Below are 19,565 nucleotides of genomic sequence, written 5' to 3' on the forward strand. Positions count from 1 at the left end.
ACTTGATTGCAATATGCCTGATTTAGATAAGATAATACAGTTTAAAAGAGAAATATTAGATAATCTTTCTAATGAAAGATTATCTAAAGAATCTTTTGGTGTGAGTATGGATGTTAAGCTTCCTGAGCCTGGAGAGAGAATTGTTCCTTGGATAAGCGAGGATCTTGCTTTAGAGGAAAATAATGATGAGCTTGATTTAAATTTTATGCTTGATGCTCTTGAGAGTGAGGATAAATTGTCTTATTCTGACATTTTTAATGACAATTTACCTTTAAGTGGTTCTGACTTGAAGGTTGATGTAGATTCAGAGCTTTCAACTTTGAATAACGATTTTGATGTTTCTTCTGGCGATTTTTTTGAGAATGATATTGAGAAAGCTTTTGATGATAATTCTATTGATTTAGAAATGGCTTCTAAGTTTGATTTTGATGATTTAACCAATTCCTCAGAACTAAGTTCTGAGGAATTGGTTAAAAATCAAAGCAATAATAATTTTTTTAAAGCTGGTAATGATTCTTCTGTTTCGGAGGATAGTAATTTTTTACAATCTAATGAGTCTAATGAATTCAATATTGGTGATGCAGCAAATGGTGAAAACCAAACAGACGAACAATCAGAGATGTTTGCTGAGGATAGTTTGAATTTAAGTGTCGATGAGGATGATTTTGAAAATGTTGCAGATGATTTTAAATTTTTAGAGTATGATCAAAATGCAAATTTTAAACGTTTTGAATTTAAAGTTAATTATCCATTATTTTTAAAACATTTAAATTCTTATCCCAGAAATTTAAGAATTGCAATTGCTGAGGCTTTAACCAAGGAGAATGTTTCAAGGTTTAAACTTGAAGCGCTAATTGATCTTGTTGAAAAAAATACAAAAAGGTTGAAGTTTATTGCTAAATTTGTAGGGGATATTGTTGGGCGATCTATTAAATTGCCCGTAATTTATTTTAAGGCGGAAGAATTTAGCAAGCTTCAGCAAAAATTAAGCTATAGAGTCTCAAGGGCTTTGTTGCCTTTGATAAAAATAGCTTCTCTTTTTGTTGTTTTAGTTTTATTTTTTTTGTACCTTATAGTAGATGTAGTATTTTTTTATGTTGCTTCTGAGAGCAAGTATAAAGAGGGCATAGAATCTATATATGCAAATAAAAGAGAGCTTGCAAAAGCTATCTTTAGAGATGCTTATTATATTAGGCCTAATGATAAATGGTTTGTCAATTATGCTAAAGCGTTTGAAGACGTTAGAGATTTTGATAGTGCTGAAGAGAAGTATGAGGAATTATTTACGATTGAGCCTTTTTCTAAAAATTTTACAAGCAGAAGGCGAAAAAAGTTTAATAAGGAAGGATATATTGCGTATGCTTCTATGAAAATTAATCTTGGAGAACACTCTGAGGCTAATTCAATACTTGATGAGGTCATATCTTATGATCTTTACGATTATGATGCTTTAGTATTAAAGGGAGATAATTATTTTAAATGGGCTAAGATAAATTCTAATTACTATAAAGATAGTATTAATAGCTATACAGTTGTACTTTCTAAATATGGACAAAAAAAGGAAATTTTATTTAAACTTTTCAATGCTTATATTGAAGCTAATTTAGATACCGAATCTGACAATGTTAATAATTTTATTAAGTCAAATGAAATTCTAGATATTGATGAGGTTGTTTATACAAAATATGTTAAAAAGCTTGTAGACAAGTATATTTCTTTTGTGACTTATAATCGGAGAGCAAATAATCTTGCTATAAATTTAAATTATCTTAATGGGCAGACAAATTTATTGAATAAGGAATTTTCTGGTTTTAAAAGAAATGATGGCAGAACTGTTTTTAAGCTTGACAATAATGTTAATATGAATTCAGAGATTGAATACATTCTCAGAAAAATATTAAATAAAAATCCCAATTACGACAAGGCGCTTTTTGAAAGTGGAAGATATTCGTATTACATAGGGGATTTTAAGAAGGCCGAAGTTTATTTGCTTAAAGCATTAAATAGCTTTAGGCAAATAAACTCAATTGAAGATGCTGAGGATAAGATATTGGCTTATAAAATTTTAGCAGACATTTATGAAAAATCTCGAGATTCTCTTAGGGCTAGTAATATTATTGGTTTGGCCTTGAGCGATTATTCTTTTTATAAAAAACACAATCTTATAAAAGGATCTAAAGAGGTTTCTTCAATTTATGAAAAGCAAGGTGATATTCTTAGGTCTTTAAATGACTTTAAGTCTGCGATATCTTCTTATAAATTGGCAATAAACGAGGGTGTTGATTATCCAGATGTTTACTATAAAGTTGGACTACTTAGTTACAGGGAAAATAATTATGATGATGCATTGAAATATTTATTTAAAGTAGAGAGCATGGCTGGGTTTTCAAGTAGTAACGAAGTTTTAAATTCTATTGCCTTAACCCTTTATAAGATAGGTGATTTTTTAGCTTCTAGGAGTTATTATTTAAGAGTTATGCAAAATTTAGAACTAGAGAAGGCCAATGTTTTAAATTTTAATCCCAAGGAAAATGATTATCATAAAACTCTTTTATTAAAAGAAATTGAAACTTATAATAATCTTGGGGTTGTGGAAGTAATGGCGTCTTTTTCGTCTATAAGAGATGCTAAACTTTTTAATTCTGGAGTTAGCAATTTAAGCGAATCAGCTAAGATTTTTGATATATTAAATAGAGATGAAGATATGGTAAAAAGTGTTAAAAAAGATCTTGCTAGTTTAAATCTCAGGAATATTTTTAAGAATAGTTTTTCTAAGTCAAATGTTTTATTTTATGAAAATTTATCTGAAAAACTTTAATTATAGATATTATTCATTGGTTTTAAGTTATTTATGAGGACGGTTTCCTTATGAAGAGAATTTTTTTATTTCTTTTTATTAGCTTTTATTTGTTTGGATTTGAAGATGGTTCTTTAAAAATAGGCATTGATGATGTTTATGTTGAGGCTCATGAAGAGGGATTTCATCTTTTTATTAGAAAAAAACCTGCAATCAAATCAGTAATATTGACAGAGTCTTTTGAAATTCCCGATAAAAAAAAAGATGTGGCTACTTATTCATTTCGTACATTAAGTTATAATAAGGTTAATGGAGATGAAATTAGGATTTTAAATGGAAGAGTTATTAAGAATAAAGAACTTTTATCATTGACATCTTCTACTCCTGTTCCTAATAAAAAGTTTGGAGAAGCTTTTCATATATTGATTCCAAAAAAATTAAAATATGGATTTCCAAATTTTTCAACAAGAAGTGGTGAGATTGACTTAGAAATATTAAAAAACAAAAAAGAGCCCTTTTGGTTTTCTATTAGATCTTTTGAGAAAAAATATAATGATTATTTGGGTAGGTATCAAGACAATGCTTATGAATTGCTTTTCAAGGATAACCAAAAACATGGAAAAATGGAATTTAATGAGTTAAAGGATACTTTTACAAAATTTTCAGATGAGGTTGTTATTGCTAATAATGGTATTGATATTGTTGATAAAATAAACAAAATTTTAAAAAACTCAGAAGATTCAGTTTATGATTTAGATTTAGTGCTTGTTGTCGATGTTACTGACAGTATGAAAAGCAATATTGATATTTTAAAAGAGCATTTGTTTTCAATAATAGAACCTCAACTTAAAAAGTTTAAATCCTACAGAATAGGTCTTGTTTTTTATAAAGACTATCTTGAAGATTTTTTAACCAAAGCTTTTGATTTTAATACTATTCCTTATTTAAATAATATTCTTAAATATGTTAATGTTGGTGGTGGTGGAGATTATCCAGAAGCTGTGTTTGAGGGGATTGATGCTGCTGTAACGCAGTTTGATTGGCGAGCAGAAAGAAGATTTATTATTGTTATAGGAGATGCACCTCCTCATGAGTATCCAAGAGGGTCTGTTGTTTATAAAGATGTTATCAGTTCTGCAAAGGAAAAGGATATTACAATTTATGGAATAATATTTCAGTAAAAATTTTTGTTTTTAAAATTATTATTTTTTATCATTTTCTATTTTATTTAATATTTTTTTAGCTAAAGGTTTAATCCATTTGGGCATTTCTATATTATTTTCTATTAACTCTTGAAAGATTTTTTTCGCTTGTTCTGTTTTGTTTATTGTATAGTATATGAATGCAATTTCATATTTACCAGTAGCAACTATATTTGGATTGTGAGCAAAATTTTGAATCATTTTTTCGTATGCTTTTAAAGCAGAGTTATAATCATTAACATTGATAGCTTTTTGAGCTTCTCTGAGATAAACGCCATAAGGAGTTTCTTTTGTTAATTTTTCTAGGTTAATTGTATAGCAGGAAATAAATATTAAGTTTAGGAATATTAGCTTTTTCATTTTTTGTCTCTTTTAGAATATTTTTATTTTTTAATTTTATTAGATATAAAACAAGAAAGCAAGGCCAAGGGCCTTGCTTTCTGATCGTTTTTGCTTATTTGGCAGGAATTATTATCTTCCAGTTAGAATGAATTAGATCGGGATTTTGTATTTTTTGTCTGTTGGCAAACCAAATTTTTGGCCATAAGTAAGGGTCGTTATATAATTTTTTAGAAATGCCCCATAGGGTATTGCCTATTTTTATTACATAAAGCTCACTGCTTGCATTGCTTTGATAAGCTTCAAGGTATCTTGCAGATTCTAAGAATAATTCATTGGCAAGTCTAAAGTTTTTTGCATGTTTAGCTTCAACCCCTTTTTCCCATAATGTTCTAGATCGTTCTATAAGTTCTAGTGTTTTGAATTGTTCTTGAGGTTTAGAGTTTTTTGCTATTTCTACCTTTTCTTCGTATGCAAGTACTATTGGAATTGAAGTTTCTGCTTCTCCAAGTAGATAAGCGTTTTTATTAGTATTTAAGAGGTTTAAATGACTGTTTCTTTCTTTAATAAATGCTCTACCATTCCATGGAGATGGCTTTATAAGCTTATTATTGCTATAAATTGGTAAGTTGGAAGCCGCTTCAAGCGCTTTTAATTGTTTATACATCCTCTCATCAGTTTCTTTTAAAGCTTTGGCCTCTTTAGCATTTTTTGCTGCTTGTTGCGCTCTGTTGAATGCCTTGCTATACATGTCAAGGGCATTGTCAAGATCGTAATTTTTATATTTTCTTGTTGCTTCAAAATATAAGTTATTTACTTCGTCGATTTCTAACGGAATCCATATGTATGCCTCATTTGCTTCTGCATCGTTTAGATACTTTTCAATATTTTCTTTAAGGTAATTTGTTTTTTCTTTTTTTTCTCTCGTTTCTTTTATTATTGTTTTGTATCTTTCAAGTACTTTTAGTGCAATTTCATTTCCCTCTATTGATTTTTTTTTAGAAAAACTTTGTTTCATTGCTTCTTCTAATCTTTCAGCTTCATTAAACTCCTTAGAATAAAAAAGATGTCCCCGCTCTCTTATTAGTTCATTTTTAATGTCTTTTATATCTCTTAATTTAAAATTTTTATTATCTGGTTGTGCAATTTTAGCATTTTTACTCTCTCTTGATTCTGGAGGCGTTTTGCATGCGATAAAAGAGATTGCTACTACAATGCTCAGCAGCGATATTAATTTATTCTTTATATTCATAAATACACCCTTCTAATGACTTGGCTTTTATTATCTTTAAAAGTAAGAACCTCTAAATATTAAAGTTTTTACTTTAACTATTTATTAGTATAGCAATTATATTATGTTAATAAAAACTTAATATTTTTTAATTCTTAAATTAAATTATACTTCTTTTTTACTATTGTTCAAAGTGTAATAAATTTATGTAAAACAAGGTATAATTAAATTTATGAGTTTTTCAAAGATCAGGAGAACTATATTTTTAGAATATATCATTTTATCCTTTTAATATTGCTTTCAAGTACGGCTTTATTTTCTCAAGTGGCAGTTGTAAAAGAAATAGAAGGTAAAGTTAATGTTGTTCGAAATACATTTCCTGTTAAGTTGGATTTAGATGACGAAATTTTTGAGTATGATTTTATTGAGGTTGGAGAAAATTCAAAGCTTAAAATAAATTTATATGAAATAAATGGTATTTCTGCAGATTTAATTTTTTATTCCAATACAAATAGCTTTGTGTTTTATTCTTCTCTTAAGGATTTGCAAGATGCAAAAGTATATTTATTTAGAGGAAGTGTTGATGCTATAATTTATAGCATTGTTAAAGGATCCTCATTTTCTGTTGTAGTAGATAATAATTTGTTTAAAGTTGAAAATGCTTCAAAATTTTATGTCAATAGTGATTATTTAAATAATTTTTTTATTAATGTTTACAAGGGTAGAATTAAGCACATTAATAAAGCCGAATATTTAATTTTTCCCAATACTAGTTTTTTGTTTTTTAATGGAAATTCTTTTTTACACAAAGTTAATGAGGGTACTCTAAAGGGTGTTAATCAAAATTTTATAAGGATGGCTAAAGATAATTTTATGTCTTTAAAAGAAAGGTTTTTATATTTTTTTATTTTAAAATATATTGAAGATAGTTTTAGATTTGACTTTATGTATAATTATTTAATGAAAGATTTTAAATTTAATTCTATATATTCAAAATGGAGCCTGGAAGATAAAAATTATAAATTTGGGAATAGGGTTGATATGATTAAAAATGTTAATTATTTAAAGGGTAGAATTGGAGTACTTTTTAATAATTTTGTTGATTTGGCTAATAGATTTTATTTTGTAGATGATATTTTGAAATATTTTTCTACTTTTTTTGATAATTCAATAACTGTTCACGGACCCATTTCAAAGTTTTTAAAAGATTACAAAGCTAATAAAAATGTTTTAAAAAATAAGTTTTTTAAAACAATCCATTCTTTAAAGATGTATTTAAGACGCTCAAATGATGATATTACTAATAATTTAAATGCTAATGAATTGTATTTATTGCGTCCTAGAGAGTTTTAATTTTTATATATTTAGCTTTATGTTAAAGTTATTTGTTAGATGGCATGATATATTCTTTGAAAATTAAAATAGAAGAAGAAATTAACATATTTGTTTTTAGCAGCTATTTAAAACTATTAATATCAAGCATTTTTAAAAAAATGAAAAATTTTCAAATTTTATTATATTATTCAAAGGAATTTAAAATTCACATTCAGCATTTGCTTAATATTTTATTTTTTATTAAATTTGGGTTCAGAAATTTTTTGCCAAAATTTTATAATAAGGGGGAGGAATGTGTTCTTCAGTTGTTCGGATAATTAATTTTTTAATTAGTTTTGGGGGCTTTATTTTTTATGGCTTGTTATTGATAATTTTTTCTTTGACTTTTGTGACATTAAGGCAAATTTAATAAATAATTAATAAAAGGATGTTTTATTTTTATGAGTAAAAACGTGTTTTTTAAAGGGTTTTGGATTTTATTTACGATATTCCATTTATATTTATTTGTTTATTTAATTTTTTTTAAGAAGCGAAAGGTTGATATTTCTAATAAAACGAATATTGCCTTATTTATTCCTGGGATTATTTCAGGATCTCCATCTTATAAAGAAATGTATGATTCTTTGTTTGAATTTAAAAAAAAGCATGAAAATCTTGAAATTAAAGTTTTAGAAGCTGGATTTAATCAAAGCGATTGGATAGAAATGCTTGAAAAATTATTAACTTCAAGAAAATATGATTTTTTAATAACTGCAAATAATGCTATGCAAGACATTGTTGATAGCGTTTCAAGTAATTATCCCCATACCAAGTTTCTCATTTTTGATTCTTTAGTCAAGAATACCAACAAGCAGGTTTATTCAGTTTCTTATAATGTTGCAGAAGAGGCGTATATTTTAGGGTATTATGTGGGCCTTTTTTTAAAGGAATTTACTAAATCTGACTTTGGAAATGCTGCTTTGATTGCAGGTCAAAATTATCCTATTATGAGTGATTATATTTATCGTTATTTTGAAAAAGGCATTTTTGATACTGGAATGAAATCTGAAGTTTATTATCGAGTTTTGGGCAATTGGCATGATAGCAATTTAGCTAAATTGCTATCAGACTCTTTAATTAAGGATTCGGGAGCTTTGGTAATACTTCCTATTGTAGGGCCTGCTGTTGAAGGAGTGCTTTCTTCTGTTAGAGAGAATAATGTCTCTGCGGTTCTTTTTGATAGCGAAGATTATTTGGACAATAAAGACAATATTATTGGTTCAGGAATTACAAATCAAAAATATTATGTTTCATATATTTTAGATAAGGCTCTTAAGTCAGAGATTAACTATGGAAATTCTGATATTTTTGGCATAAAGCATAAAGGAGTTTTGTTTAATACTTTGAATGTTTTTTATTTAGAGCGAACCAGTCAAAAGTTAAAAGAAGCTCTTTTAAAAAAAATAGAAGAGGTTAGCGCAAAGGGTATAAAAATTAATTTGGAACAAAATTAATGGTAGAGTTTAAAAACATAGTTAAGTATTTCCCAGATATTGATAAGCCCATTTTGGATAGTATTAATTTAAAAATTGGGGAAGTTAAAATTTTTACAGTAGTTGGTAAAAATGGAGAAGGGAAGAGTACTCTAGCCAAGATTATTGCTGGGCTTATTGGATTTGATGATGGCGAAATATTGGTAAATGGCATTAAGCAAAAAACTTGGAATGTGGATAAAGCTAAGAATAACGGTATTTATCTTGTTTCTCAAGTCCCTAATTTGAAAATGAATTTAAGAGTATGGGAATATTTGAGTATATATTGGTTTGGTTATGCATTTTTCATGCCGATGAATAAATCTAAAACCTATAAATATTATAAATGGCTTATGCAATTTTACAATATTTCTTTTGATTTAAATAAAAAAATTAAAGATTTAAATATTAAAGAGATTTATTTTTTGCTTATTATTGCCTCTCTTAAAGAGAATGCAAAAATAATTATTTTTGATGAGAGTGCTGCTTATTTTTCTCAAAAAGAAGCACAAGCTTTTATAAAATTGCTTGTATTGCTTAAGAAATCAGGAATTGCCTCTCTTTTTATTACCCATAGTGAAATTACAGATGCTATAAAATTTAGCGACGAGTTTATTGTTTTAAAAGATGGAAAGTGCTTTAGAACAATAAATAAAGAATCAATTTTGAACAGGCTTGAATCTTCTAGTGATAAAATGTTTTTTGTAAATATTAATTTTAATAAATTTGAGAAAGATTCTATTAAATTCAATTTGTTTTTTGAAGATTTTTGGAAATATGATGTTAGTTTTTCTTTAAATAAAAGGGGTGTTTTAGGAATAATTGGAGAGGAAGCTGTAATTAAAACTTGGGAAAAATTATTCTTAGGGGAGCTTATTTTTGTTGGGTGCATAAAAATTGATGGCATTAGATATGAGCGAATAAATATTTTTGAGTGTAAAGCGGGATTTTTACCTTTAGGTATTGGCAATTTATTCCCCGATAATAGCAGCATATTAGATAATTTTTTGGCTAAATTTATGAATTTTGAAAATAAAATTTTTATCAGGCAATCTTATATTAATCAGATTAAAGATTTTTTTAAAAAAAAAATGGAATTTTATAGCGAAGAGAAAATATATAAAATTCTTTACTCCAAATCTTTGGCATTTTCTGGAGGAACTTTGAAAAAATTTGCTCTTTACAGAGAGATGTATATTGCAAAAAGTTTTTTAATTTGTTTTTCTCCTTTGAGCAATTTAGATCACAAAGCTTATAATGAAATGTCTGTTGCTATTCGTAATTATTCAAAAGAAAAGCCAGTTCTTTTGATTACTTCAAATTTAGATGAATTACTTTTGCTTTCTGATAACATTTTAGCAATGAAAATGGGAGAAGTTTTGTTGAACGTATCTAGAGAAGAGATTAGTAAAGAAAAATTAAAGGAATTGCTATTTTTATGACTCTGTTTAGAAATAGCTTTATGGCATTAATTTTTTCTTTTTCGATATTAAGTATTAGTTATTTTTTTGGTGATTTTTTCCAATTTTCTTATGTTAAGATGATATCTTGGCGTTTTATTTTATTCTTAATCATGGCTACGGGCATTGCCACCTGTGCCAAGAGTAATTCATTAAATCTTGGTAATGAAGGTCAGGTTTATTTTGGGGCATTTTTCGTTTATATATTATCAAGTTTTTTTGGATTTAGTCATTTTAATTTTATATTTTGGATATTTTTAAGTTCTTTTTTTGTAGGACTTTTGGGGCTTATTCCCTTTTTTATTACTTTTTTTTTCGGATTAAATAGCGCTCTAACAGGTCTTTTAATATCTTATGGAAATCAAAGATTGGTAGATGGATTTATTTTAAATATGTTAAAAACAGGTAGTTTGTCTAATCAGACAAAAAGGATTAATAGTTTATTTGTTTTAGATTTATCACTGATTTACTTGGTTTTATTTGGTGTGTCAGTTTGGCTTTTTTATGTTTTTATGCACAAAAAAACTATTTATGGGCTTCAGCTTGAAATATTAAGCAATAAAAAAAAGATAGATATTTTTTTCAATATAAATGAATTTAAATATAAATTTTTTGCAGTATTTGGTAGTGCTTTTTTAAATGGTCTTGCAGGTTCTATGTTTGTAGTGTTTTTTAAACCGTATTTGGTTTTAGGGCTAACCTCAGGACTTGGTTGGAGCAGTCTAATTGTTGCTGTAATTTCAGGATTTAATTATATTTATGTATTATTTTTTAGTCTATTGTTTTCAATATTAATTGAATTTAATAATTTTCTTAATATAAATTATGACTTTAAGTACGAATTTATTGGGCTTTGTCAATCAATTGCAATTTTTTTATCTCTGTTTTTGATTAAATCTAGGAAAAAGTAGATGATGTTTAGTATTTTTGAGCAGGCTATTGTATTTTCGTATTTAGCACTTGGAGTTCTTTATACAGAGAAAATAGGATTTTTAAATGTATCTATTGAGGGCATTTCGTATCTTTCAATATTTTTAACATCTTTTTTTATCTATTTGGGATATGGAATTTTTATATCAACCATTTTCACTCTTTTTATTAGCTTTTTGTTTGGATTTTTTTTATCTTTTGTAGTAAAGAAAAATTATGATATTTTTATAGCAGGAATAGGCATTAATATTTTTTGTTATTTTTTTGTTGATTATTTAATGAAGAGTAATTTTAATTTTATTCCTGGTTTTACTTTAAATTTATCTGGAAATTTTGAGATTTTTGTTTTTATTGTTATTTTTGTTATTTTTTTATTTATCACTGTTTATATTATAAGTTATTCAAGAATTAGAGCAGTGTTTGAATTTATCTCTTCGGGGAATTATGAAGACATTTTGGGTGAGAAAATAAGCAATCTTTTCAAATCTTTTACAATTTTTGTATCAATTTTCACAGCAAGTCTTGCTGGCTCATTTATTGCGGTAAGTCTTAATGCTTACTCTTATAATTTAGGATTAAACAATGGTTGGCTTGCTATTTCCATTCTTTATATTGCATTTTCAAATCCTTTATTAATTTTCCCAATTTCTTTTTTGATAGTTTTTTTTGAATATCAATTTTTTCGTACTCAAGAGTATATAAATTCTTATTTTTCTCTTTCTTTTCAATTTTATGTAGCAATAATAATAAATATATTAGTTTCGTTGATTAAGAAAAAAGATAGATCTTAATTTAAGTTCTGCACATTGTGTTTTGAATTGTTTTTAGAGTGCTGATTTGTAGATATAATTCTTCTAATTTTTGTCTATTAAAATAATAGAAGGGTATTTGTTTTATTATTTCTAAATTATTTAAAAAAATTATAAATAATGTGTCGTCATTTAGTGCTAATTGAAATGTTGAGAATAGTATTGTATTAAATGCTGCATTTTCATTGTTTATAAAATGATAAATACTTTTTTTAAAAAGGGCATCAATTACTATAAATATATTTTCTCTGAACAATTCTGTACCATTTTGGAAAAATTTAATTATGTAGTCCATTGAATTTTCAACTTCTCCTATTAAAAAGTATGCCCAAGAGATATCTAAAAAATTCTTTTTATCTTTAAAGTCTATTATTTTTAAGTAGTCTTGAGATTTAATAATTGCTTTTTTCCAGTTTTTATTTAAATATTCTAATTCTGAGAGTAAAAGATGAGCATCGACTTGATTATGATCCATGTTAATTATTTTTTTTAGACTTGCTATTGCTTTGTTATATTTTTTTGAATTTTTTAGCAACATTGATTTTTGATAAAGTTTTTCTATTATATATTTGCTTTCTTGTTCATCAAGTTTTAATGTTGATGTTATTGTAGCAGGGTAAACATTTGTTATCAAGCCATAGAAAAGTGCCATTATGATTGGTTTTTTCATTATATTCCTTCTTTTATTTGTTCAATAGTATCTATTAGTAGATTTTTATATCTATTTTTTAGCGGGTATAAATTAAGTTCTTTTTTAAACTCGTTTAAATATTTTAAGGCAACAATAGTTGAGTTTCTTATTGATTTTGATGAGTTTATCATTTCTGTTAGTTTAAATATTTCTTTTTTTGCTTTAGTAGTTTTAGTATTTTTTATTTGATTAAATTTTGAAATAATTTTTGGTTCAAATTTTTTTTCTTGTAAAAAATAAATTATTGGCAAACTTTTTTTTCCTTCAAACAAATCATCTCCAAATTCTTTACCATTAATTTTATTTTTAATGTTTTTAATATCGTCTATTATTTGGAAATAAACACCAAGCTTTAAAAATGTACTGTAAATTTTTTTAGCTTTGTCTTCATTATTTGTAAGTATTGCAGCTAGAAAGCTAGCCATTCCAAAAAGTGAGGCTGTTTTTAATTCTACTAAAGAAATGTATTCTTTAATGCTTGGGATGTATGATTCATTGTGAAATTTAATATCAATTCCTTGTCCTAGGTGGAGATTTGAAAGAGTTGTAAAGAAATTTTCATAAATTAGTAATTTTTGATTTTCTTTTAAATTTGATCTTTCTATTAATTTTGCAGGTAAAAAATAAATTAAATTACCAGTATTTATACTGGTATCTATTCCATAGATTAAATGTATTGCTGATGCACCTCGTCTTTTTGGTGAATTGTCTTCGATGTCATCAATAATCAAGCTTCCAGAATGAGGAAGTTCAAGTAGTAAGCTTAATTTATATATCAATTTAGTATTTTTTTCTTTTAAACCCAATGCATATGCTAAAAGAATCATTATCATTGGTCTTATTCGTTTTCCGCCCCTATTAATAATTTCAATTGCTGGTGCTTTAATATAATCAAGGGTGTTCTTTTTTATTTTAAGAGTAAATTTTAAATCATTGTCTTTGAATAAATTTAGAAAATTAGTTGTTGAAAAGATTTTATTAATATTTTTTTCAATATTTTTTAAAAATAGTTTATTTTGCATAATAAGAATTATAATGAAAAAGTATAATAAAGTGTATTAAAGGGATTGATGTGTATCGCTTGGATGATGAATATTCTAGAAAGGCTAAAAGAGAAGGATATTTGGCAAGGTCTGTATACAAGTTGATAGAAATTAATGAAAAATTTTCTTTATTTTCTTCAGGCAATGTTTTAGATATTGGCGCATCACCTGGCAGCTTTTCTCAATATGCTTATAAAAACCTTAAAAGAGGAGTTCTAGTGTCTGTTGATATTAATGACATTGGTCTTAGATATGTTGATAATTTTTATTTTATAAAAGGAGATATCTTTTCAGATGATACAGTTTTTAAAATTAATACCTTTAGACCCTATAGTCTTGTAATTAGCGATGTAGCTCCCAGAACTACTGGAAATAGAATTGTAGACACCAGTAATTCTTTTAATTTAAACATGAAAATAATAGATTTATCGCTTGGAGTTTTACTTAAAAAAGGAAATTTGCTTGTTAAAGTTTTTCAGGGAGGAGACGAGATGCAAATTTTTAAAAAGTTTGAAAAATATTTTAAATTTGTAAAAAAAATTAGACCCAAGGCTGTAAGGAAAAACTCTTTTGAAATTTATTTTTTAGGTAAAAGTTTTGGCAAGTAGCAAGTTAGTCAAATTGTTATAAACAAATTTAAAGGTATAAAATATGTTTAGAAAAGAAAGTTCTAAAGACAGCAGGCCGCAGCTTCAAGTTGCAGGTTTTAAAATAGGAAAAGAAAGCTATGGGGTGTCAATAGAGCACATTAGAGAAATTATTAAAGTTCCATCAGAAGGAATTTATGCTATACCAAATGTTCCTGAATATATTATAGGTATTTATAACCTTAGAGGTAGTATTATTCCTTTAGTTAATTTAAATATTAAATTTGGGGTTCCTTCTATTTCAAAAACTGAAGAAGATATGCTTTTAACAGGATACTTAATAGTTAAGATTAAAAATAAACTTTTAGGCATTTTTGTTGATAGAGTTCTTAAAGTTATTAGCTTTGATGAATCTAGGGTTCAAGAACCTCCTGCTACTTTGCAAACTTTAGATAGAAAATATATATCTGGAGTTGTAAAGCTTGATGAAGCTGACAATCTTGAGAGTGAATATTTAGTATTAATCGATATTGCAAAAATTTTTGATAAATGCGAATTTGAAGATATTCCTTATAAAGATCAACATGAAGAATAAAGTACTTATTTGCATTAATACTTTAAAGTCGGGAGCTAGTATTTTAGGCAATGATGTTAAAGTTTATTTAGAAACCAGATATTTTGTTGAGGTAGTGTTAATAGATGTTGGTAGGCCTTTATTTTCTTTCCCAAAAGAAAATTTTCTTTTTTTGATAACTTTAGGAGGGGATGGTACAGTTCTTTTGGCTGTTAATTTGCTTCTTAAAAATGGAAATATTGATATTCCAATTATTTCAATTAATATGGGTAAGGTAGGGTTTTTAGCAGATATTAAGATTGAAGATTTTAAAAAAGTCATAGATAGATTTTTTAACAATTCTTTGGTTATTAATAAAAAATTTTTACTTCATGTAATAGTTTATCAGCATGGTAAAGATTTAATTTCTAAGTATGCTTTAAACGATATTATTATTCGCTCAAGCATTCTTAATAAAATGATTTATGTAGATCTTATGGTTAATTCTGAGAGTTTTTTATCATATAAAAGTGATGGGATAATTGTGTCTACTCCAACAGGCTCAACAGGGTATTCTTTCTCAGCAGGGGGTCCTATTTTAGAAGCAGATCTTGAGGGATTTTTACTTACGCCTATTTCTCCACATTCTGTTTATAATCGTTCTTTTGTGTTCTCTAAATTAAGTAAACTTTCTGTTTCTTTTTCAAAGGAATATTTTATCTCATCAGCATCAATTTTTTTGGATGGAATTAATTTTGGTTCTTTTGGGGTTGATGTTGTTTTTGAATTTAAAATTTCTTCTCAAAGCTTGAATTTTGTTTCATTTTGTACGGATACTTTTGTTAAGAGATTAAAAAACAAATTATTGTAAGTTTTAATGTTTTTTTAACAGTGCTCTTTTTAATAAAAATTTTTCTTGGTTGTTATTTGAATGTTTTATTTAATCTAATCTTTAATAAGACTAGAGGATTTTGCATGTTTTAAGGCTTGATAATTTTAAAAATTAGTTAAAATTTTACATAATTTATTATAAGTATTTTAATGTTTTGATTATTCGCAGAGTTAATGTTTCAAGGGTGTTTTTTATAAATTTATAACTTGCTAAAATATTTAATATGTTTTTTGCTAAAATCAATATATTAGATAGCTGATAGATCACCCTTGTATGAGTTTTAGGCAGGTGTTTATGGATTTAATTGATAATGAAAATTATAAAAAAATAGTATATATTAATAATCTTATTTTAAGGACTTTAAATGATATAGCAGCTATAAAAGAGACTGGCGAATTTACATCAAATGCTAAACTTTCATTTAATCTTATTGATTTCAATTTAAATGTTTTAAGTTATATTTCTTCTTTAAATTATTTTTATACTAGGCCTAGATTGAAGGTAAATTATTCTATAAAAAAAATTTTGTCTGGATTGATTTCTGATTTTAGTTTAATTATTAGTCCTATTCTTAGTATTACCCCAAGAGAGTTGATTGAAATGCCCCAGGCTCTTAATTTAAATCCTGAAGAGAGGTTTTTAATTATTAAAAAATTAGGCTATTTAATTGATTTGGCTAAAATTTTTAGCAAAAAAGATTCTAAAACGCTTGTTTTTCTTGAGGATATGTATCTCAAATTTATTGTTTTTTCTAAAAATATTATTGATTTTAGAAATTTTTCTAAGAATTTAAACCTTGAGAGTCCTTATTATAAATTCCAATTTGAACACCTTATTAAAGTGTTGGAGCTTTTAGAAGAAGGCGCTTTTATTTTAAGGGGCAAATATGAGATTAGTGGATCCCATGAATTTGGACTACATTCTCTTGCTTATCTTGAAGCTGGAAGAGCATTGGCTGCCATAGCCTCTCAAAAAGAATCTGCTGAAAAATTTTCAAGGTTTCATGGAGTTTGGTCTTCAAAGTTTAGTTCAGATTTAATTAAGGTAAAATAGATGAATTAAGGTGGGGGGAGGGAAGTAGTTATATTGAGTTTTAATGTAGAAGAGGGCACTATTAAGATCAAAAAATTAAAATTTTTTTTGATCTTAAGTTTGTTTTTATTATTTATAATTTTGATTGATTTCTTTATAAGATCTGCTATGAATGTATCTAATTTTTATGATTTTAAGAATTTTGAAAATAAATCTGATTGTAGAAATATAAGTTTAAGTAAAAATGTTTTTGTATCAAATAAGATTTTAAGTCTTAATTTCAGGGAATCTTGTTATTCTCTTTTAAGTGATAACCTAGTAAGTTATTCAGACTATTATTATGTGCTTTTAAATTCTAGCGAGTCTAGCAAGGATTATTCTGTTTTTTCTGTTAAAAACAATAAATTTTTATTTACACTCAAGCTAAAGGATTTTGTTTTTGTAATAAATAATTTAATTTTTACTTTAAATAATTTATATAAAACTTTGGAGGTTTATGATTCTAGCGGGAATAATATATTAATACTCAATTTTTTATCCTCAATTTTAAGTGTGGACTATAATAATGAGGTTTTGGTTTTGGGGCTTTCTAATGGTGAGATTTATATATATAAACAAGGTAAAATAATTTATATGGAAAATTTTTTAGAGAGAAAATTTCCAACATGTTTTGTTAAATTGAGTTCTGATAATAAATATTTGGTTTCATTAAAAGGCAATTCTGAGTATTTTTTAGAAATAATTGATTTAGAGAATAATTATAAAAAAATTTTAGAATTAAATAATTTAACTATTAATAGTTTTGAGACTTTTTTAAAAATAGATGATTATCATAATTTGTTTATTGAAGGCAAAAATTCATTTATGGTGATAAATATTAAAAATGGTAAAATATTTAAAGTTGAAAATAAAAATTCTATTTTAAGAACGTCATATGATTATTTTCAAAATGTTTATAGAGTATATTTTTATTCTGAGAGTGAAAAAATTATTAATATAAAAACTTATTCTGCAAATTCTTTTAAATTGTTTGATAATATTTTTATTAAAGATGAAATAAGCTCTTTTGTTGAATTTGGAAAGGGACTTTTGTATTTTAATAGTAATAATGATTTAAAATACTTGGGATTGGCGCAGTGATTTTAATTATTTTTATATTTTTCTTTAATATTTTAGATTTATATCCATTTTTGGAATTTAGAAATGATGAAAAGTTTGCTTTAGTTAAAGATTTTGGTGTGTTGGATAATAATAAATTGAATATTGGAGTAAGGTTAAGACCCTTGGAAAAGACCGTATCTGTTTTTTCCAATAATTATAAAATTTTATATTCAAAAAATAGTTTAAATAGGGATGGTAGTATTTTAATCGTTTTTGACGATGATTTAAAGTTGAATTTAGAGGTTTTTGGGAGCTTTTTTTATAAGCTTGGAAAGATTTTTTTAAAAGATGAAAAGAGTGTTATTGATTTAGTGGTTAATGATCCTAGTGCTAAAAAGATTATCAATCCTTTGTTTATTATCAAAAATAGAAACAATGTAGTTGCTGAGACAGTTTATACTTTAGGCGAGGTTTTTTTAAAAGGAAGGGGCGATGATGAAAGATTGGAATTATCAAAAAACGTAAATTTAAATATTGATTCTGGTCAATATAGTCTTTTGTTATATTTTCATGCCAAAAAAGCAGAATCTTTTGAAAATTCTCTTAAAGGAATTTATTATTTTGAAGCTATTTTGAATAATAAAAACATTTTTCGTTCAGATTTTCAAAATATTTTTTTGATTAATAATACACATACTTTAGCTCAAGATAAAAATTATGGATTAGATATTTTGAATATTAAAAAAGATGGTGGATGTTTTAAGATAAATGATCTTAATTTTATTAAGGGCAAGAATGAGCTTAAAATAAAATATGGCGATGTGTATGGAAATGAAAAAAAAATAATTTATAGGTTTAAATTAAATGAATAATAATGCTTTTCATTTTCCAGTACTTCTTGATGCAATTTGTAAGCTTATAGAAGATTTGCCTATAAAAGGTGATTTAATATACATTGATTCTACTCTTGGAGAAGGTGTTCATGCAAAAGCGATTCTTGAGAAATATGACTTTTTAAGTTTGGTTGGAATTGAAAGAGATCCTCAAATTTTAGAAAGAGCAAGGCAGTTTCTTCTTGTTTTTAAAAAGAGAATTAGATATTTTAATGATTGGTTTGATAATTTTTTTGTCAATTATCCTTTAAATGTCAAAGCCAATTTTATTTTAGTTGATCTTGGTATTTCTATGTTTCATTACAAGTGTAGTAAAAAAGGATTTTCTTTTCTTGAAGATGAACCTTTGGATATGAGACTTTGTTCTTCTTCTTGTAAAATTAGTGCAGCTGAGATTGTAAACACTTTTAGTAAATATGACCTTGAAGCTTTAATTTATAATTTAAGCAATGAGCATTATTCTAGAAGAATTTCTAAAGCTATTGTAGAATACAGAAAAATTAAAAAAATACAAACTACAAAAGAGTTGCAATCCATAATAAGCAAAGTTTATCCTTTTTCAAAAGTTAAAATAAATCCAGCTACAAAAACTTTTCAAGCGTTAAGAATTTATGTAAATGATGAGCTTGCTAGGCTTAAAAGGAGCTTGCCTTTTTGGATAGAAAATTTAGCCAAAGATGGAATTTTAGCTATTATTACGTTTCATTCAATAGAGGATCGTATTGTAAAAGATTTTTTTAAAAGCTTGAGTGGTGATTTGTATGCTAGGATTTCAAAAAAACCTATTATACCAAGTTTTGATGAGATTAAAAAAAACAAACCTTCAAGGAGTGCAAAGCTTAGATTTGTAAAAAAATTATGAATAACATAAGTAAGATTGAATTTAAAGTTTATTGTATTTTAATTTTGATACTAGCAGTTATATTATGTTTTAATATTTACTTAAATTTCAGATATGTTGTAAAGCTTAGAGAATTTAATCGTCTAGACAATGAACAGGAAAATATTATTGATGATAATTTAAGATTGCTAACAGTAATGTATGAACTTGAAAATATTGATAGAATAGAGAGTTTTTGTTTTGGAGAATTAAATTTGGAAAAAAAAGCTAATGAAGATATAAATATTTTTGTTGAGTAAAATATTTTAGAATGAGGTT

At 25.9% G+C, this 19,565-nt stretch carries 19 protein-coding genes; 15 read left to right on the plus strand and 4 right to left on the minus strand.

The window, feature by feature from the left end:
- The first annotated feature begins 13 nt into the window (after positions 1-13).
- Positions 14-2,818, plus strand: coding sequence for a periplasmic flagellar collar protein FlcA (flcA, locus tag HNP67_RS02640; RefSeq protein ID WP_184124702.1), 2,805 nt, complete (start codon positions 14-16; stop codon positions 2,816-2,818).
- A 50-nt stretch (positions 2,819-2,868) separates the two neighbouring features.
- On the plus strand, positions 2,869-3,978 hold the full coding sequence (locus tag HNP67_RS02645; protein WP_184124704.1) for a VWA domain-containing protein: 1,110 nt from the start codon (positions 2,869-2,871) through the stop codon (positions 3,976-3,978).
- A gap of 21 nt (positions 3,979-3,999) precedes the next feature.
- Here HNP67_RS02645 and HNP67_RS02650 read toward each other — a convergent pair whose 3' ends face one another.
- Positions 4,000-4,359 carry a tetratricopeptide repeat protein gene (locus HNP67_RS02650; RefSeq protein ID WP_184124706.1) on the minus strand — a complete coding sequence of 120 codons (360 nt, stop codon included), beginning with the start codon at positions 4,357-4,359 and terminating at the stop codon, positions 4,000-4,002.
- A 94-nt stretch (positions 4,360-4,453) separates the two neighbouring features.
- On the minus strand, positions 4,454-5,590 hold the full coding sequence (locus HNP67_RS02655) for a LysM peptidoglycan-binding domain-containing protein (RefSeq protein WP_184124708.1): 1,137 nt from the start codon (positions 5,588-5,590) through the stop codon (positions 4,454-4,456).
- Positions 5,591-5,863: 273 nt separating this feature from the next.
- On the opposite strand from HNP67_RS02655, the gene HNP67_RS02660 reads away from it, so the two are divergent.
- The 5 genes from HNP67_RS02660 to HNP67_RS02680 all read left to right on the plus strand — a co-directional run bounded on the left by HNP67_RS02660 (position 5,864) and on the right by HNP67_RS02680 (position 11,596).
- On the plus strand, positions 5,864-6,922 hold the full coding sequence (locus HNP67_RS02660) for a FecR family protein (protein ID WP_184124710.1): 1,059 nt from the start codon (positions 5,864-5,866) through the stop codon (positions 6,920-6,922).
- A 422-nt stretch (positions 6,923-7,344) separates the two neighbouring features.
- Complete coding sequence (locus HNP67_RS02665; RefSeq protein WP_184124712.1) at positions 7,345-8,397, plus strand: BMP family ABC transporter substrate-binding protein; 1,053 nt, start codon at positions 7,345-7,347, stop codon at positions 8,395-8,397.
- Positions 8,397-9,857: an ATP-binding cassette domain-containing protein gene (locus tag HNP67_RS02670; RefSeq protein ID WP_184124714.1), complete on the plus strand. Its 1,461-nt coding sequence runs from the start codon at positions 8,397-8,399 to the stop codon at positions 9,855-9,857. The genes HNP67_RS02665 and HNP67_RS02670 overlap by 1 nt, the downstream gene beginning before the upstream one ends.
- Complete coding sequence (locus HNP67_RS02675) at positions 9,854-10,786, plus strand: ABC transporter permease (protein WP_184124716.1); 933 nt, start codon at positions 9,854-9,856, stop codon at positions 10,784-10,786. Before HNP67_RS02670 ends, HNP67_RS02675 begins: the two co-directional genes overlap by 4 nt.
- A gap of 3 nt (positions 10,787-10,789) precedes the next feature.
- Positions 10,790-11,596 carry an ABC transporter permease gene (locus tag HNP67_RS02680; protein ID WP_184124718.1) on the plus strand — a complete coding sequence of 269 codons (807 nt, stop codon included), beginning with the start codon at positions 10,790-10,792 and terminating at the stop codon, positions 11,594-11,596.
- Between the two features lies 1 nt (position 11,597).
- On the opposite strand, the gene HNP67_RS02685 is transcribed toward HNP67_RS02680, so the two are convergent.
- Both HNP67_RS02685 and HNP67_RS02690 read right to left on the minus strand, forming a co-directional pair.
- Positions 11,598-12,284 (minus strand): tetratricopeptide repeat protein, encoded by a 687-nt coding sequence (locus HNP67_RS02685; RefSeq protein ID WP_184124720.1) that lies wholly within the window; start codon positions 12,282-12,284, stop codon positions 11,598-11,600.
- Positions 12,284-13,327 (minus strand): polyprenyl synthetase family protein, encoded by a 1,044-nt coding sequence (locus HNP67_RS02690; RefSeq protein WP_184124722.1) that lies wholly within the window; start codon positions 13,325-13,327, stop codon positions 12,284-12,286. Before HNP67_RS02690 ends, HNP67_RS02685 begins: the two co-directional genes overlap by 1 nt.
- Positions 13,328-13,377: 50 nt before the next feature.
- Here HNP67_RS02690 and HNP67_RS02695 point away from each other — a divergent pair, with 50 nt between their 5' ends.
- The 8 genes from HNP67_RS02695 to HNP67_RS02730 all read left to right on the plus strand — a co-directional run bounded on the left by HNP67_RS02695 (position 13,378) and on the right by HNP67_RS02730 (position 19,546).
- On the plus strand, positions 13,378-13,956 hold the full coding sequence (locus tag HNP67_RS02695) for an SAM-dependent methyltransferase (RefSeq protein WP_184124724.1): 579 nt from the start codon (positions 13,378-13,380) through the stop codon (positions 13,954-13,956).
- Positions 13,957-13,999: 43 nt separating this feature from the next.
- A complete protein-coding gene (locus HNP67_RS02700; protein WP_184124726.1) occupies positions 14,000-14,530 on the plus strand; it encodes a chemotaxis protein CheW in 531 nt (176 codons plus the stop codon).
- Entirely contained in the window at positions 14,520-15,359 is an 840-nt protein-coding gene (locus HNP67_RS02705) for an NAD(+)/NADH kinase (protein WP_184124728.1), read from the plus strand. The genes HNP67_RS02700 and HNP67_RS02705 overlap by 11 nt, the downstream gene beginning before the upstream one ends.
- Positions 15,360-15,674: 315 nt before the next feature.
- On the plus strand, positions 15,675-16,433 hold the full coding sequence (locus HNP67_RS02710) for a hypothetical protein (RefSeq protein ID WP_184124730.1): 759 nt from the start codon (positions 15,675-15,677) through the stop codon (positions 16,431-16,433).
- A 33-nt stretch (positions 16,434-16,466) separates the two neighbouring features.
- Positions 16,467-17,552: a hypothetical protein gene (locus HNP67_RS02715; protein ID WP_184124732.1), complete on the plus strand. Its 1,086-nt coding sequence runs from the start codon at positions 16,467-16,469 to the stop codon at positions 17,550-17,552.
- Positions 17,549-18,385, plus strand: a complete 837-nt coding sequence (locus tag HNP67_RS02720; protein ID WP_184124734.1) for a hypothetical protein — start codon at positions 17,549-17,551, stop codon at positions 18,383-18,385. The genes HNP67_RS02715 and HNP67_RS02720 overlap by 4 nt, the downstream gene beginning before the upstream one ends.
- On the plus strand, positions 18,378-19,268 hold the full coding sequence (gene rsmH, locus HNP67_RS02725) for a 16S rRNA (cytosine(1402)-N(4))-methyltransferase RsmH (RefSeq protein ID WP_184124736.1): 891 nt from the start codon (positions 18,378-18,380) through the stop codon (positions 19,266-19,268). Before HNP67_RS02720 ends, rsmH begins: the two co-directional genes overlap by 8 nt.
- A complete protein-coding gene (locus HNP67_RS02730; protein ID WP_184124738.1) occupies positions 19,265-19,546 on the plus strand; it encodes a hypothetical protein in 282 nt (93 codons plus the stop codon). The genes rsmH and HNP67_RS02730 overlap by 4 nt, the downstream gene beginning before the upstream one ends.
- The last annotated feature ends 19 nt before the right edge of the window (positions 19,547-19,565 follow it).

The sequence above is a fragment of the Borreliella californiensis genome (assembly GCF_014205885.1).
GTDB classification, from domain to species: Bacteria; Spirochaetota; Spirochaetia; order Borreliales; family Borreliaceae; genus Borreliella; species Borreliella californiensis.